Genomic DNA, 15,631 nt, shown 5'->3' with positions numbered 1-15,631 from the left:
CGTCCCCGGCTGATCCAGCGCACGTGGAGGTGCTGATGCAGTTCTCGTTCCCACCGCGGTCGACCCGCGGCGCGGTCATGGGGTTCACCTGGTCACAGATCGTCATGGTGACCTGCGGGGTGCTGTGCGCGGTCACCGGCGTCAACGTCCTGGTGACCGGCGCCCGGTGGACCGCCGGTGGGCTGTTCGCGGCTGCCGCCGTCCTGTGGGTGCTAGGGCTGCTACGGCTGCGGGGGCGGCGGGTCACCGAGTGGCTGCCGGTGATCGGCGGGGCGCTGGTGCAGCGGGCGGGTCGGCAGGACCGCTACCGCGGCATGGTGTTCGCCCCGGGCAGCGTCGGGGAGCACCTGGACATGCCGGGCCAGGCCGCGGGCTACCGGTGGCTGCCCGCTGTCGCCGGCGACGGCACCACCCCGGTCGGGCTGCTCGCCCACCGCAGGGAGCGCACGGTCACCGCCGCGCTGCTGTGCTTCGGCGCCAACTACCTGCTCGCGGACAGCTCGGTGCAGGAACAGCGGCTCGTCGACTGGGCGCAGGTCCTCAACGTGCTCGGCACCGAGTACGCCGACCTCGGCATGGTGCGGTGGGCGCTGACCACCCGCGCGGTCCCGGACACCGGCAACCGCGCCCAGCGCTATCTGGCGGACCGGGCGATCGACACGACCAGCCCCGCCTACCAGTCCCTGGCCGAGCTGACCGCCGCGGCGGCGCCGTCCGCGCAGCGGCACGAGACCTACCTGGTCTGCGTGTTCGACGTGGCCCGCATGTCCGGCGAGGTCGCCGACGCGGGCGGCGGGGACGCCGCCGTCGCCGCGGTCGTGCTCGACAAGCTCGGCGGCATCGAGGCCACGGTCAGCGAGGCCGGCGTCGCCACCGGCGGCTGGCTGACCCCGCGCGCCTACGCGGGCGTGCTGCGGTCCCAGTGGGATCCGGCGGACCAGGCAGAGCTCGACGTCCGCGGCGGCGACGGCGTCGCGGTGGGGGCCGAGCCGCGGTTGGCGGGCCCGGCCGCGGTGGAGACGGTCGGGTGGAGCGCGCTGCGGCACGACTCCGGCTTCTCACGGACGCTGTGGGTGGCCGAGATGCCCCGCACCCTTGTCGGCGCGACGTGGCTGACCGGCCTCTACACGCGGGTCACCGGCCGGCGCACCGTCACCCTCGTCGCCCAGCCGATCCCCGCGGCGCTGGCGAACCTCGCCGCGCGCCGCGAGCAGGTCTCCCGGGCTGGGGACGAGGTCACCAAACGCAAGCTCCGGCTCGTGCGCACCGCCCGGGAACAGGAGGAAGCCCGGTCGGTTGCGCAGATCGACCGTGAGCAGGCCGCCGGGCACACGCGCTACCGGTACGCCCTGCTGGTCACCGTCACCGCACCCAGCATGGACGAGCTGGAGCAGGACACCCGGACCGTGAAACGCATCTTGGCCCGGGCGGGCTGCGAAAGCGTGGTCCTGTTCGGTGAGCAGGACCAAGGGTTTCTTGCCGGGGCGCTGCCGCTCGGCCGAGGCCTGGCCCCGGTGCGCGGCTGGTGGTCGGCATGACCCGCCGCAAGCCCGACCACACCCAGCAGCCCGGCCGGGACCTCGGCAAGGTCCGGCTGCGCAGGGAGACCAGCCTCGGCGACCGGCTCACCGCCCTGGCCGAGGCCCGGGACGTGGCCGCCGCTGAACGCGACCTGCAGCGGCAGCAGGCGGTGCTGCAACGGGCGGAGGCGCGCCTGCTCGACCCGCCCGGCACCGACCGCCGCGGCGGGCACGGCCGTGCCGCCGGACGGGTCGGCTGGCCGTTGCGGCTGCCACCGCTGGTCACCACCAGCGCGCAGCTGTGCAGCGTGTACCCGTTCGTCGCCGACCCGGGGCTGCCGGTCGACGGGCCGCTGGTCGGCCTCGAGGTGTTCTCCCGCGCGGCGTTCACCTTCAGCGTGCACGAGCTGTACCGGGCGCGGGTCATCACCTCCCCGAACGTCGTACTCACCGGCGAGATCGGCTCCGGCAAGTCCTCGCTGCTCAAGTGCCTGGCGCTGCGTGGGGTTCCGTTCGGGGTGCGGTTCTACATCGTCGACGTCAAGGGCGAGTACGACGGGCTCGCCGCGCTCGCCGGGATCAACCCGGTCCGCATCGGCCCCGGTCTCGGGGTCGTCATGAACCCGCTCACGGGGATTCGCCGCGACTCGGGGATGCCGGTCGAGCAGTGGCAGCAGATCCAGCGCACCCGCCGCCTGCTGTTGCTGGAGGGCCTGCTGGAGATCCAGCTCGGCGGTCCGCTGCAGGAGGCGGAGCGGGCGCTGATCGGGTACGCCGTCGACACGGTCACCGGCGACGACACCGGCGTCGACCCGGACCGCCAAGCCACCCCGACGCTCTCCGCAGTCCTCGCCGCGATGGGCCAACCCGACCGGTGGCAGCACCACCTCACCGGCCTCAACTACCCCCTGGAGCAGTTCGCCAGCGACTCCCGCCGTGTCCGCCTCGCCTTGCAACGCCTCGTCACCGGCGCGCTCGGCGGTCTGTTCGACGGCACCGGGTCCGGCGCCGGCACCCGGCTGGACTTCGCGCAGGCCGGCGCGGTCCTCGACCTGCGGGCGATCCGCACCAGTGACCAGATGACCGCGATGGCGATGAGCTGCGCCCAGGCATGGCTGGAGGCGGAACTGTCCCGCCCGGACGCGCCGCCGCGGATGTGCATCTACGACGAGTTCGCGCTGATCTCGCGCCATCTGCCGCTCGTCAGGCGGATGCGGGAGCAGCTGAAACTCGCCCGCGCGCTCGGCGTCACCAACCTCCTCGCCTTCCACCGATTCAGCGACCTCGCCGCGTCCGGTTCCGCGAACTCCGAGCAGGTCCGCATCGCCCGCGGCCTCATCGAGGACACCGGCGTGCGGATCAGCTACCGGCAGGCCGCCGGCTCCCTGGAGCAAGCCGCTGAGTTCTTGGGCACCTCCGACGTGGAGACCGACCTGCTGCGCTACCTACGTCAAGGTGTCGGCCTCTGGCGAATCGGCACGAAGCCCTACGTCGTCAAGCACCAGCTGTCCACCGCCGAGCAGCAGATGGTCGCCACCGACAGCCGGATGGAGTACGTGCCCGGCGTCGACGACCTCCCCGACGCCGACGACCACCACGACCACCACGACGAGGACGACGGCCGCCGCAGTAGCCGCCGGACAGCACGCCGCACGGCACCGGACGAACGCGGTGAACCGGACGAGCCGGGCGAGGTCCCGCCGGCGCGGGCACCGATCGGGGTGGCGTGATGGGCCGCCCGCCGCTGTCGTCGCCGGGCCGGCAGCTGCCGCAGCGGGGCCGGACCCGCGCCGACCTTTGGATGCGCGGCGGACTCCTCGCGGGGATCGCCGTCATGGCCGTGGTGGCGGCGTGGACGCTGTGGCTGGCCGGGCAACTCGGCGGCGTCCTCACCCACGGCACGTGGCCCGCCACCAGCCCCGGCGACGCGACCGGCATCCTGCTGCGGCTGCCGACTCACCTCGGCGATCCCGCTGCCGCCTGGCCGGCCCCCGCACGAGCCGCCCTCCCGCCGAGCTGGCTGCTGTACGGGCTGTGGCTGGTGCTATTCGCCGGGCACCTCGGCGCAGCGGTCACCGGCGCCGTGCTGCTGGCCCGCAAGTACGCGCGCCGGACCGGGTTCGCGCGCCGCCGCGACGTCGACGGGCTGCTGTCCGCCGACGCGGTCCGCGGCCGCACCGACATCGTCCGGCCCGGCCTGACCGTCACCGACCGCGACACCCCGGCCGAAGCCGCCGCCAAGACCGCCCGCCGCGCCGACCCCCTCGAGACCGGCCGGTTCCTCGGCACAGACACCCTCACCGGCGAGCGGCTCTTCTTGGCCAACGAGTACTCGAGGCTTGCCGCCGGCGTGCCGAGGTTCTCCGGCAAGACGTCGCGGATCGTGATCCCGGCGATCCTCGACGCCCGCGGCGCGGTGATCACGACCGGCACCCGCCTCGAAGCCGCCGAGGTGACCTTCGAACGCCGCAAGCAGCTCGGCCCGACCTACGTGTTCGAGCCGCGCGGCACCGTCCCGGGCATCCCGCGGCTGCGGTGGTCGCCGATCGACGGCGCCGAAGACCCCACGGTTGCCTGGATCCGCGCGAACGGGTTTGCCGCCGGGGCCGGGCTGTCCACGGGCGTGGAGAACGGGGAGTACTTCCGGCAGCAGGCCGCGATGCTCATCCGGGCGCTGCTGCACGCCGCCGCCCTCGACGAGCACGCCACGATGACCGACGTCCTCGGCTGGGCACAGACCCCCGGGGACCCGCGCGCCGAACGGATCCTGCGCCACCACGGCGTCCACGCGTGGGCGGACCGGCTCGCCCTGCACCGCGAGTCATCCGGCCGCGGCCGCGAGAGCATCCAGGCCGTCGTCTCCGGCGCCATGGACACCGTCTCCGATCCGCGGGTCCTCGCCGCGGTGTCCCCGCCCCGCGGGGAGCAGTTCAACGCGGAGCAGTGGCTGGCTGAGCAGGGCACCCTCTACCTAGTCGGCACCCGCGACGCCCAGGCATCCGTCGCTCCTCTGCTGGCCGCGATCTCCGAAGACCTGCTCTACCGCGCCCGGGAACAGTCGTTCCTCGCCCCGGGCGGCCGGCTGGAGCCGGCGCTGTACTACGTCGGCGACGAGATCAGTAACGTCGCGCCCCTGACCTCGCTGCCGTCGCTGATGTCGGAGGGCGGCGGGTCCGGGGTCATCGTCGACGTCTTCTGCCAGAACCGCCACCAGCTGCACGACCGGTGGGGCCGCGACGGCGGCGCCGCGATCGAAGCGTCCGCGAACTGCCTCATGCACCTGGGCGGGTCCGCCGACGTCCAGTCGCTGCGCGACGCCCAAGCCCTGGCCGGGCAGGTTCGCGAAGTGTCGTCGTCGCACAGCTGGGGCAGCGGCCGAGCCAACGTCTCCGAACAGGTCCGCCGCGAGCACGTCCTGGACCTCGCCGAGCTGCGCACCCTGCCTGCCGGGCGGGCGGTCGCCCTGATCGGGAACCTTCCGCCGGTCGAGCTCAGCATCCCGGCCTGGTACGAACGCGACGACGCCGCCGGGCTCCGCGAAGATCAGACCGCGTTCCGGCGGATGCTCGCCACCGCGCAGGCCGGGGGCGGGTCATGACCGCCGGGGCGCCGTTTCGGTTCGAGCTGCCCGACGACGCCGCAGCGGACCTGCGCGCGGTGGCGCTGCTCGGCGCCGGCCTGGCCGAGGTCCGCGTCATGCTCGCCGACCTCTCCGAAGCGCACCTCACCCTCCAGCAGGACGTCCTGCAACAGCGGCAACGCGACCAGGAACGCGACAAGGCGCGCGAGCAGGCGGCGGGCGCGCCGACGATGCTGCGCTGGGCCGACCTCGACCGGCCAGCCGCTACGGCGCTGTGGCTGTGGCTGATCGCCTGGGTTGGCTGGCTCAACCGCCGCTTCGGCCTCGCCGCCGACCTGCCGCCCTGCTGGCCGCAGCACCCGCCGATGGTCGAGGAGCTCACCGCGCTCGCCGCAGCCTGGCACGCCTCCTACGACAGCCGCGCCCACCCCGACGCGCCGCTGCGCTGGCTGGAGTCCTTCGCCCGCTGCCGGCAGCGGCTACGGGCCTGGGACGTCAGCCGCTGCCGCAACGGCAACCACATCCCACCGTCCACCGACCTGACCTGGCCCGCCGACTGGCGCGACACCGCCCTCGACGCAGTCGAAGCCGATCTCACCGGCCGGCCCATACCCGCCACGAGCGCAGTCCCGGCCCCGCCGGACGCGCCGCCGGCTGCTGATCCAGCAGGAGGTGACCCGGCATGAGCCAACCGGCACCCGTCACCACCGCCGCCGACTGGCGCGACGTCGTCGACGCACTCGAGGAGACCGTCGACGACATCCGAGACCTCCGCGAGGACTTCGCGGAAGCCCTGGAACGACTCAGACAGGAGCAGGACATGACCAGCCCCGGCAACGACGACCACCGCCGCGACGAGGAACTCGAACACGACGAACGCCGCCGCGAAGAGGAGCTCGACGCACAGGACGACGGCCGCGTCGACGGCGATTACGGCCTGGACGCCGAATGACCAACGCGACCCTGCAGCCGACCGCCCCCGGCTCCAGCGAATCAAACCGGCAGGTCGTCGACCGTGTCCGGTACTCACGGACCCTCGACGACGTCGAGTCCCGCCTGGACCAGGTCCACCAGCTACTGCACCGCAGCCGCCGCGCCCCGGCCGGCGACCGCGCCCGCCGCCTCGTCGAGCTGCACGCCGCGATCCGCGCGGCCGGGCAGCTGCTCAACGACGCCCAAGGCGGCTGGCCGCCGCCCCCACCCGAAGACGACGCCGCATGAACCGCAGCCTCAGCCGGTCCATGGCCTGGTACACGGTCACCGCCAGCATCCTGCTGGCGGTGACCGCCACCGCGCTGTCCGGCTGCGTCAGTCGCCCGCACCGCGGTCCCGCAACCGCACCATCCACCACCGCATCCGCAGGGACCACCGGCGCGGACGACAACGCACATCAGGACGACGGCGACGACGGCACCCAGTCGGACGAATCCACGACCGCCGACCCGGCAGCGCTCGACGTCATCAGCGCATTCATGACCGCCTGGGCCAGGCCCGGCCTCGACCAACGCCGCTGGCACGCCGACGTCGCCCGCTACAGCACCCCGGCCTACGCCGACAAGCTCGCCACCGTCGACCCCGCCGCCGTCCCGGCCACCCAGATCACCGGCGCGCCCATGTCATGCACGGCGACTGCTGACGCCGTCGTCGCCGTCGTCGCCACCGACGCCGGACCGATCACCGTCACCTGCGTACGCCTCAACAGTCGATGGCTCGTCGTCAACGTCGAACCACCCGAACCTGACCCCGAGGCAACATCATGAAACTCCTCACCTGGATCACCGGCATCCTCCTCGTGCTGGGCTGCTGCACCGGACTCGTCGTCGTCATCGGCGCCGGCGAGGCCAACGCGTGCGCACCCACCCCACCCGGCGGCCTCACCGTGCGCACCGAAGGGCTGCCCGACGTCGGACGGTGGAAAGCCGACCCGCAGGTCCGCAACGCCGCCACCATCGTCGCCACCGGCCAACGCCTCGGCATCCCGGCCCGCGGCTGGGTCATCGCCGTCGCCACCGCCATGCAGGAGTCCAGCCTGCGCAACCTACCCAACCTCGGAACCCGCAACGACCACGACTCACTCGGACTGTTCCAGCAACGCCCAAGCCAAGGCTGGGGCACCCCCGAACAACTCCTCGACCCCGTCTACGCCAGCACCAAGTTCTACAAGAGACTGCTCACCATCAAGGGCTGGGACACCATGGCCCTCACCGACGCCGCGCAGAAGATCCAACGCTCCGCCTACCCCGACGCCTACGCCAAATGGGAACAGGACGCCGAACGCGTCGTCGCTGCCGTCACCGGCGCCACCGTCATCGAAGAGGTCCCGGGCGCATCCCTTGCGAACTGCGACGGCATCACCACGCCAGGGACCCCCGGAGCGTCAGGGTGGGTGCGGCCAGTCCCTGGCAAGATCGTTTCCCCGTACGGTGAGCGCCGCGACGCCGACGGCAAGGTGAAGCTGCACGCCGGCGTCGACCTCGCCGCGAAACGCAACGATGTCATCGTTGCCGCCGCGGCCGGCACTGTCAGCTACGCCGCGTGCGATCACAGCACCGGCAACTGCGACATCGACGGCAGCCCCGGCACGCCGGGCTGCGGCTGGTACGTCGACATCAACAACGGCGGCGGCATCGCCACCCGCTACTGCCACATGATCCGCCGACCCGACGTCCGCGTCGGCCAGCACGTCGAAGCCGGGCAACGCATCGGCCTCGCCGGGACCTCCGGGCACTCCTCAGGCCCGCACCTGCACTTCGAGGTCCACGAGGGCGTCGACTGCTCCGGCAGCCGCTGCCAACTCACCAAGACCAACAGCAAAAACCCCGCCGTGTTCATGGAAGCCCATGGCGCAACGCTCGGAGCCACCGCATGACGACCATCACCCTGCGCCCGTCCGCACCCACCCCGGCGCAACCCACACCGCGTCCACCGGTCCCGCAGCCAGCGGTGCCAGTCTCTTCGGCACCTGACCCGACCACGGCCGCTACGGCACCTGCGCCGGTGCGCGGGCAACGGATCGGGTTCGGACCCGCGGTCGCGCTCTACACCGGGTCGCTGCTCGGTCCCGGTGTCCTCGTCCTGCCCGGCATTGCCGCTGGCCACGCCGGACCTGCGTCTCTCCTAGCGTGGGTGGCGCTGCTGATCCTCAGCATCCCGATCGCGGCCACGTTCACGGCCCTCGCCGTGCGGTATCCGTCCGGCAGTGGGATCGCGGCTGTCGCCGCGCGAGCCTTCGGACCGGATGCTCGCACCGTTGTCGGCTGGTGGTTCTACGCCGCCGTCCCCCTCGCTGCGTCCGCCGCGGCCCTGCTCGGCGGCCAGTACGTCGCCGCCGCCCTCGGCGCCGGCCCACACACCGCCCTCGCGGTCACGGGCGTCATCCTCGCCGCCGTCATCGCCGCGAACACCGCCGGCATCCGAATGTCCGGCCGCACCCAACTCGCCGTCGTCGGCGTCCTGCTCACCCTCATCACGATCAGCCTCGCGGCCGCAGCCCGCCACCTACACCCCGACAACTTCACCCCGTTCAACCCGCACGGATACGCAGCGGTCGCCAAAGCTACCGCCACGCTGTTCGTCGGCGTCGCCGGCTGGGAAGCATGCGCCACCCTCACGGACGCCGTCCGTCGACCCCGACGCACCCTGCCCCGGGTCACCGCCGCCACCCTGCTCGTCGTCGGCGTCGTCTACCTCGGCCTCGCCACCGCCACCATCGGCACCCTCGGCGCGACCGCCGCCCAGACCGGCGTCCCCCTGTCCGCGGTCATCCGTACCGGCCTCGGGCCCGCCGCCCCACCCATCGTGGCCGCGGTCGCGCTGCTGCTCACCGTCGGCGCCGCCAACACCTACCTCGCCGGCGCCGCACGCTCCGGCGCCGCCCTCGCCGCCGCTGGAGATCTCCCAGCCTGGCTCGCGCACCAGCCCACGGGAGTCGCCCGGCGCAGCCTCGCCATCCAAGCTGCCGCCACCATCGCCCTCACTACCGCCGCGGCCTACTGGCACGTCCCACCCGGCCAGCTGATCCGGCTCGTCACCGTGCTACTCGCCGCCGTCGCCCTCGCCGGCATGGCAGCCGCCGCCATACTCCTGCCCACCGGCTGGTACACCCTCGCAGCCGTCACCGGCACCGCCATCACCGCCGCCGTCCTCGGCACCGCCGGCCCCAACCTCCTCATCCCCGCCGCTGTCGCCGGCGCCGCGCTCGTCTGGCGCGCCACCCGCCACCAGAGGACGCCGCCACCGCTGGCCGTGCCAGCGGCGGCCTCGCCGAACGCGGCGCAGACGCGACGGCCCCGGATGCATCTGCCCGCGACGGTGCCCCGCGCACCGGCTGGAAGCGCTGTCGTGCGGCCGGGCCGCCAGCCACCGAACGCGCCAGCGCCGGTCCGGCGCAAGCGCAGCCGCCGACGCCGCAAACGCGCCGCCCACCAGCGCCGCTGACCCATCCCGCCGACGCCCGCTCAACCGCAAACAAACCCATCCAGATTGGAGCTCGTCCCGTGCGCGTGCTGTTCATCGTCTCCGCGTTCAACGGCCTCAGCCAACGCGCCTGGTGCGCCCTGCGCGGCGCAGGGCACGACATCACCGTCGAGTTCGCCATCGACGACAACACCATGATCGCCGGAGCTCACCTCGCCGACCCCGACATCATCATCTGCCCGTACCTCAAAGACCGCGTCCCCGAAGCCGTCTGGCGGCGCTGGCCAACGATCATCATCCACCCCGGTCCTGTCGGCGACCGCGGGCCCAGCTCCCTCGACTGGGCCATCACCAACGCCGAACCCGTCTGGGGCGTCACCGCCCTGCAAGCCGTCGCCGACATGGACGCCGGACCGATCTGGGCCACCCGAACATTCCCCATGCCGGACGAACCGCCGCGTAAGTCCAGCCTCTACAACGGACCCGTCGCCGACGCCGCCATCGCCTGCATCTTCGAAGTCCTCGATAAGGCCGCCGACTCTCGGTTCGTGCCGACGCCGCTTGAGCAGGCTCGGCGGACCGTACCCGGGACCGGACTGCGGCCACTGATGCGGCAGGCCGACCGTGCGTTTGGGTGGGACGAGCCCGGCGCGCACATCTTGCGCCGCATCCGGGCCGCCGACAGCACACCCGGTGTGCGCACCACCATTGCCGGGCGCGACATCTACGTGTACGACGCCGAACTCGTCATGACCCGCCGCGAGCGGCCCGGGACGATTCTCGGACACAACGACGACGACGCAGTCCTCATCGCGACCGGGGACGCGACCGGCCTCTGGATCGGCCAGGCCAGGGCCATCCCGGAACAGCCGGACACGGGAATCAAGCTGCCCGCCGCCGACGTCCTCGGCCCAGCCGCATTCGCCAGCACCCGACGAATCGGCGGGAGTCGAAGAATCCAATATATCCGCCACAGCACAGACGTCGGCGAACTGAACTTCGACATCTACAACGGGGCGTTCTCGCCGACGAGGTCCCGACGCCTCGCCGCAGCGCTACGCAAGGCACTCGCCCGGCACACCCGCGCGCTCATCCTCTCCGGCAGCAGCGACGTCTATAGCAACGGCATCGACCTCAACCACATCCACGCCGCCAACGACCCCGCCCAAGCCGCCTGGGCCAGCATCCGCGCCATCAACGCCATCTGCCGAACCCTCGCCGCCGACACCAGCCAGATCACCATCGCGGCCATCACCGGCAACGCCGGCGCTGGCGGCGCCATGGTGCCCCTCAGTGCCGACCACGTTGTCACCCGCCAGGGAGTGGTGATCAACCCGTATTACAACATCGGGCTAACTGGCTCCGAGCTGCACACCCTCGTCCTGCCCGATCGGGTCGGTGCGGTCGCAGCCCGACGACTGTTGACCGACCGGATGCCGGTTGGTGTCGAGTACGCCCTGGGGGTCGGACTTGTCGACCGTAACGGACCTGCCGCCAGCACTCCTTTTGCCGAGTGGGTGGTCGAGGCGGCACACGTCGTGGTTGCCTCGCAGTGGCCGTCGGTCGTTGAGGCCAAGCAGAACCGTGCGCCACGCCGCGCGGCCGAGTTGGCCTATGCGGAAGCTGTCGAGCTCGGCGAGATGGCCCGGGACATTTTCGACGACCGCCAAAGGTTCAGTGAGCGACGCCATGCATTCGTCGCGAAACACCGACCCACAGCGACCCCGCTGCATCTCGCTCTGCACCGGCAATCCGGTCGCTTCCCGGCTCGCGGCCAGGCAACCGCCGCCTGACAGTCAGTCGCCGACGCGGAAAGTGCGGTAGGCCCGCCAGCGGCTGGATCGCCTCGGAGGATCACGATCCAGTATCTTCGATTGTTCCCAACGGCTCCTGCACGGCAGCCGGCGGTCGCGGGTCGCGCCGTAATCCGGGGCGCACGCAGCCTGCGCGAAGGCTAGCCCGGCGGCCGTGTCTTCGCCTTCGCGTGCCACCGGCCTGGTTCCGGTCCGCATCGGTCAACCAGAGCCAGGCTCCGAACGCGAGCAGCAGGTGATGGTGCAGCAACAGCATGCGCACGATCGCGGATATTCGAAGCGGTCGCCGCGGGTGCCGGCAAGCCTGAACTGGGCGCAACACGGCTTCCAGCCGTGCCGCTGTCGTCGGGGTCGGCGTCGGCGTTGGCGTCGAAGCACCATCGCCCCCAGGGATGCCAGCCCTGACCGGTTGAGCCACGCCGGTTATCCAGCCGGCGCCTGTGCTTCTATTCAGGGACCGTCTCGGCGGCGAGCGGGATTCTGATGAGACGGTCGTCTTGTGTCAAGGTCAACACGACGTACGCGGCGAACTCAAGCAAGATGCCTCGTGCAAGCTCGTTGTCGACGGCGACGATCTGTAGAGCGCCCTGATACTGCTCGGCAACGGTACCGAGAAGGCGGTACACGTCGCGGACGCGGGCAAGGTCGAACCCTTCGTGTCCGGCGTTGGCGGACAGGCCATCGAGGATGAGCAACCCAGGCAGTGGTAGGCCACGATCAATAGCGACCGTGTGATGCGCCAGCGCGTGGGCAATGTTGACCAGGGTTTTGAGTCCTTGGCTGGACAGCTCGTCGAAGGTCCGTCCGGTGATCTCGGGGAGGTACGTAGTCCGATTGATCTTGACAGTGAGTTCCTGGCCGAGGTTGGGGATGTGGAGTTCGCGCAGGTAGGAGAGCATTCGTTGCTCGAGTGCCACCACGTTTGCTTCGGCGTCGGTTTGGCTCAACTCGCGGCTGTTGATCTGTGCGGCGAGTTCGTCGCGTCGCGCCTCGAGCGCTTCCCGTCCTGACATGTGCTGCTGGTGACGTTGCAGCAAATCGATGTACTCGCGAAGACGTTTGATCTCGCCTTCAACCCGGGCTTGTTCGGCGGCGAAGTGCTCGATTTCGCTTGCCCGGTCGGACACGAACGCCTGGGTCTGCTGGTCGAGCCGCGCAGCAAGTTCGGACGCAAGACGATCAAAACGCTGGGTCTCAAGTCGGAGCTGCTGCCGGGTTCCCTCCCGGCTTGTGATGACTTCGTCGGTCTCCTTGATCTGGCTTGCGATTCGATCCTGCTCGGTGAGTAGCTGGGCCTGCGAAGTCGCAGGCCGTGGTTGCTGGAGGCAGAGGTAGCACAGATGCGGGTCGGTGCGGCCGGCATTGACATCGTTTCCGCACCGGGGACACACGATGAAGTCGAAGTCGACGAGCCACTCATCGGCGACGATCGCGCGGGTCAACCGCGCGGACTGGGTCGAAAGCTGTCGTCGGAGGTCGGTCAGATCGATCAGTTGGGCCTCGATCCGGCGGAGTCGGTCGGCCACTTCGGCGCCTCGGGCGCGAGTCGCGAGGAGCGTCTGACGGAGCTCTTGGACGCCTGGAATCTCGCTGGCGGCGGCGCCCAGCCGCTGGCGCTGGCTGATGGTTTGCAGGAGCTCTGCTTCCCGGGTGGCGAGCTGAAGGGCCAGGTGGTCCAAGTTGGAGAACGGGGTGTCGGCCAGAAACCTGGCCCGGATTGCGGCGTCTTGGTCGAGGGCAGCCAGCTGAAGTTCGACTTGCCGCATATCGGCGTTGAGTCGGGCGAGCTCGGGCTCGTAGTAGCCGTACGCCAGCTGGAAGACCCATCGACGTTTGACGTCGCGCCAGTGCCGTTGATGGCCGAAGACCTGTGTGTCCAGCTCATCACCGGTCACGATGCAGTAGCCGAGCCAGTCGGTCATGGTGACTGGTGTGAGTGTCCCGGTCGGTTCCGTTCGGGCCTGCGGCACGCTGACAGCGGGGATCTGGAGGCGGTCCAGAAGGAAGAGGCTGTACGAGCGGTTGTTCCCGGCGACAGGTAGCCGCAATGAGATTGGTTCATGTTCGGCGTCCGGATGCTCCTCGCTGACCTCGACAAGCGCATCGCTCGTCGTGGTTCGAGGTCGGTAGATCTGCCAGGCGCTGCCGCCGAGCGTGACGTGGCCGCGGATGGCCTGGATGTAGTCGACCTCCGGTGGAAGACCGCTTGGCATGGTGCCGAGCATTGCCCGGATGAGTCGTACGAGGGTTGTCTTGCCCGTCGTGATGTCGCCCAGGATGATGTTGAGCCCTGGCCGGAAGTTGACGCTGCGTCCGCCGCCGACGAGATCGACCCTGGCAATCTCTAGGAGATGCGGGTTGGTTGAACCGGCGGCGTCGGTCTCGTTCGGTGGCGTTGTCACGTCAGGTCCTCGTGCCAGGCGGCATCGGCGATCTCGGGCAGCTCGTACAGGTAGTTCTTCAAAACGTTTCCGGACTTGTCGAGGTACCGTCGGAGCAGCCGGAGGCGGTCGGTGATGCGAGCAAAGCTCTCGTCGGTTCGGAGGTCGGCGGCGAGCTGCGCACCGAGCGTTGAGGTGCGGTAGCCGAACCCTGCGCTCCCGGAGAGCGGTGCGACCTCGACCAGGCCGCGGCCGATAAGCGATCCGAGTACCGCGTAGTACGACGGATCCCATGGCCCGTAGCGGTAGCGCACCATCCGCGCGTCCAGAGGTGCCTCGTCTGGGTCGACGCTGGCCGCTTGCTCGGGTCCGACTCCTCGGGCCAGCAGAACCCTTTGCAGATACTTGGGGTAGCGCAGGAGGAAGTCGAGTTTGGCGAGCTTTACCCGGCCTTCGAGGTATCTGACCGTTCCGTTCGCTTTGAGGCTGAAGGCGTCGATGAGCAAAAGGAGTCGAGCCTCGGCCTCTCGTGACGGTCGGAATCGTTCCCGGGCCGATGGTGTCGCCGGAGCTGGTGGCGGGCCTGCGCCCATGTCGGTTCCCGAGGCTGTGACGGTGACCGTCATGCCGCTCGCCATCCGAAGCGGCACACATCGGACAGGTGACCGAGGTATCCGAAGATTAGCTGACTATCGCGATCAAACAGCCCTTGACGATCGCAAATTGCCAAATCCGAGGGCCGGCTGAGCAGATCTGCCGCGATCACCTCAGCTGGTCGGCCGGCGGCGGCCGGGTTACTTCCGGCCAACATCGCGACCTTAACGGCGGTGGCATGTGCGACGTTGAGGAGCCGGTCCGCCAGCCGCTCCAGGTCGGCTTCCGCGTTCGCGCGGCTGGCCAGCAGCAGCTGCCGCTCGACCTCCATGTCGGCACGCATTCCTTGCGTGCGGTGGATAGTCTCCGAACTGGCGCCCGCAGAAGTCATCTTCAGCTCAAGGAGAGAAGCGGCGTCGCCGGCTGAGATGCGAGCCAACAACTGCTCAACGGACGCCCCTGGCTGCGGCGGCGTCAGGGCCACGAGCGTGGCGTGGCTCAGGACCTGATTTCGAATGGCATTGAAGGCAGCACCGCCTGGATCGTGAGGCTCGGGTAGGTCCCGACCGACGAATGGTCGTGCCACAGCAAGGTGCGCTTGGATCGATGCAGGCGCGGCTGCAGCCGCTTGAGCACTGACGACCATGTCGAGTAGTCGTTCGTACGTTTGCGCCAACTCTGGCCGCGTCAGACCCGGCCAGAGTGCGCTCAGTTCCCAGATTGCCTTCGCGTCGATGTCGCTGCGGGTCGGCTGGTTCGGCGCAATGACCAGCCGCTGCAGGAAGTCGGGGAGCCATCCACGGCGGAGGCCAAGTTTTACAATCTTTGTTTTGATCGTGCTGCTGGCGCTCGCTGGCACGTGCACGAAGGCTTCTGTATCTGCTCTGTCGGAGATCGGACCTTCGAACCACAGTTCGAAGGTGGAGATTTCATGCAGGCCGGCGTTGCGGGCCGCGGTGTACGAGCGGACCAGAGCGTCGAGTCCACGATCACACATCGCCGAGGCGCTCCACGATCCTCGATCGCGAGTCTTGAGCTGCACGAACCGGATTCTGTCGGTATAGACCAAGGCGACATCCTCGACGTGCTCGCACACCAAGAACGCAGGTCCGTCGGCGAGTTGCAGGCACGTCAGCCATTGCCGGACTGCCTGCTTGGCCTGCCAGACGTAGCGCGCGAAGGTATCGATGCCGTGCGGGTCGCTGGCGACGCTGGCAACGGCAGCCAGCATTTGCAAGCCTTGACCCGCCGTTTCGTCCGTACCTGTCACTCGCCCTGCACCTCCGGCGCGCCGCTGGCGGCTCCAGCTTCTGGTTACGGACCGTG

The 15,631-nt window shown here is 70.2% G+C and carries 13 protein-coding genes; 10 read left to right on the top strand and 3 right to left on the bottom strand.

All coding sequences use genetic code 11. The features are described 5' to 3' along the window. The first annotated feature begins 35 nt into the window (after nt 1-35). Genes AB0M46_RS05770 through AB0M46_RS05725 form a run of 10 tightly spaced genes read left to right on the top strand, consistent with a single transcriptional unit; the run spans nt 36 to nt 11,309 of the window. Nucleotides 36-1,538, top strand: coding sequence for an SCO6880 family protein (locus tag AB0M46_RS05770; RefSeq protein WP_363333162.1), 1,503 nt, complete (start codon nt 36-38; stop codon nt 1,536-1,538). Then, complete coding sequence (locus AB0M46_RS05765; RefSeq protein ID WP_363333161.1) at nt 1,535-3,250, top strand: hypothetical protein; 1,716 nt, start codon at nt 1,535-1,537, stop codon at nt 3,248-3,250. The genes AB0M46_RS05770 and AB0M46_RS05765 overlap by 4 nt, the downstream gene beginning before the upstream one ends. After that, nucleotides 3,250-5,118, top strand: a complete 1,869-nt coding sequence (locus AB0M46_RS05760; RefSeq protein WP_363333160.1) for a TraM recognition domain-containing protein — start codon at nt 3,250-3,252, stop codon at nt 5,116-5,118. The genes AB0M46_RS05765 and AB0M46_RS05760 overlap by 1 nt, the downstream gene beginning before the upstream one ends. Beyond that, nucleotides 5,115-5,786, top strand: coding sequence for a hypothetical protein (locus AB0M46_RS05755; protein ID WP_363333159.1), 672 nt, complete (start codon nt 5,115-5,117; stop codon nt 5,784-5,786). The genes AB0M46_RS05760 and AB0M46_RS05755 overlap by 4 nt, the downstream gene beginning before the upstream one ends. Continuing rightward, the gene (locus AB0M46_RS05750; protein WP_363333158.1) at nt 5,783-6,052 is read left to right on the top strand and encodes a hypothetical protein; all 270 of its coding nucleotides are present in this window, start codon (nt 5,783-5,785) and stop codon (nt 6,050-6,052) included. Before AB0M46_RS05755 ends, AB0M46_RS05750 begins: the two co-directional genes overlap by 4 nt. Then, entirely contained in the window at nt 6,049-6,321 is a 273-nt protein-coding gene (locus AB0M46_RS05745; RefSeq protein WP_363333157.1) for a hypothetical protein, read from the top strand. The genes AB0M46_RS05750 and AB0M46_RS05745 overlap by 4 nt, the downstream gene beginning before the upstream one ends. Continuing rightward, nucleotides 6,318-6,860 carry a hypothetical protein gene (locus AB0M46_RS05740; RefSeq protein ID WP_363333156.1) on the top strand — a complete coding sequence of 181 codons (543 nt, stop codon included), beginning with the start codon at nt 6,318-6,320 and terminating at the stop codon, nt 6,858-6,860. Before AB0M46_RS05745 ends, AB0M46_RS05740 begins: the two co-directional genes overlap by 4 nt. Continuing rightward, entirely contained in the window at nt 6,857-7,969 is a 1,113-nt protein-coding gene (locus AB0M46_RS05735; RefSeq protein WP_363333155.1) for a M23 family metallopeptidase, read from the top strand. Before AB0M46_RS05740 ends, AB0M46_RS05735 begins: the two co-directional genes overlap by 4 nt. After that, nucleotides 7,966-9,537 (top strand): amino acid permease, encoded by a 1,572-nt coding sequence (locus AB0M46_RS05730; protein WP_363333154.1) that lies wholly within the window; start codon nt 7,966-7,968, stop codon nt 9,535-9,537. The genes AB0M46_RS05735 and AB0M46_RS05730 overlap by 4 nt, the downstream gene beginning before the upstream one ends. A gap of 59 nt (nt 9,538-9,596) precedes the next feature. Next, complete coding sequence (locus AB0M46_RS05725) at nt 9,597-11,309, top strand: enoyl-CoA hydratase-related protein (RefSeq protein ID WP_363333153.1); 1,713 nt, start codon at nt 9,597-9,599, stop codon at nt 11,307-11,309. A 467-nt stretch (nt 11,310-11,776) separates the two neighbouring features. Here AB0M46_RS05725 and AB0M46_RS05720 read toward each other — a convergent pair whose 3' ends face one another. The 3 genes from AB0M46_RS05720 to AB0M46_RS05710 are packed head-to-tail and all read right to left on the bottom strand — an operon-like array spanning nt 11,777 to nt 15,575. Then, nucleotides 11,777-13,732, bottom strand: a complete 1,956-nt coding sequence (locus tag AB0M46_RS05720; RefSeq protein ID WP_363333151.1) for a hypothetical protein — start codon at nt 13,730-13,732, stop codon at nt 11,777-11,779. Further along, entirely contained in the window at nt 13,729-14,337 is a 609-nt protein-coding gene (locus AB0M46_RS05715; protein ID WP_363333149.1) for a hypothetical protein, read from the bottom strand. Before AB0M46_RS05715 ends, AB0M46_RS05720 begins: the two co-directional genes overlap by 4 nt. Beyond that, nucleotides 14,334-15,575 (bottom strand): dsDNA nuclease domain-containing protein, encoded by a 1,242-nt coding sequence (locus AB0M46_RS05710; protein WP_363333147.1) that lies wholly within the window; start codon nt 15,573-15,575, stop codon nt 14,334-14,336. Before AB0M46_RS05710 ends, AB0M46_RS05715 begins: the two co-directional genes overlap by 4 nt. Nucleotides 15,576-15,631 lie beyond the last annotated feature (56 nt).

Source organism: Dactylosporangium sp. NPDC051485, from assembly GCF_040682015.1.
Lineage (GTDB): Bacteria > Actinomycetota > Actinomycetes > Mycobacteriales > Micromonosporaceae > Dactylosporangium.
Note: the sequence above shows the minus strand (reverse complement) of the source record. Positions and strands in the feature narration are given on the sequence as shown.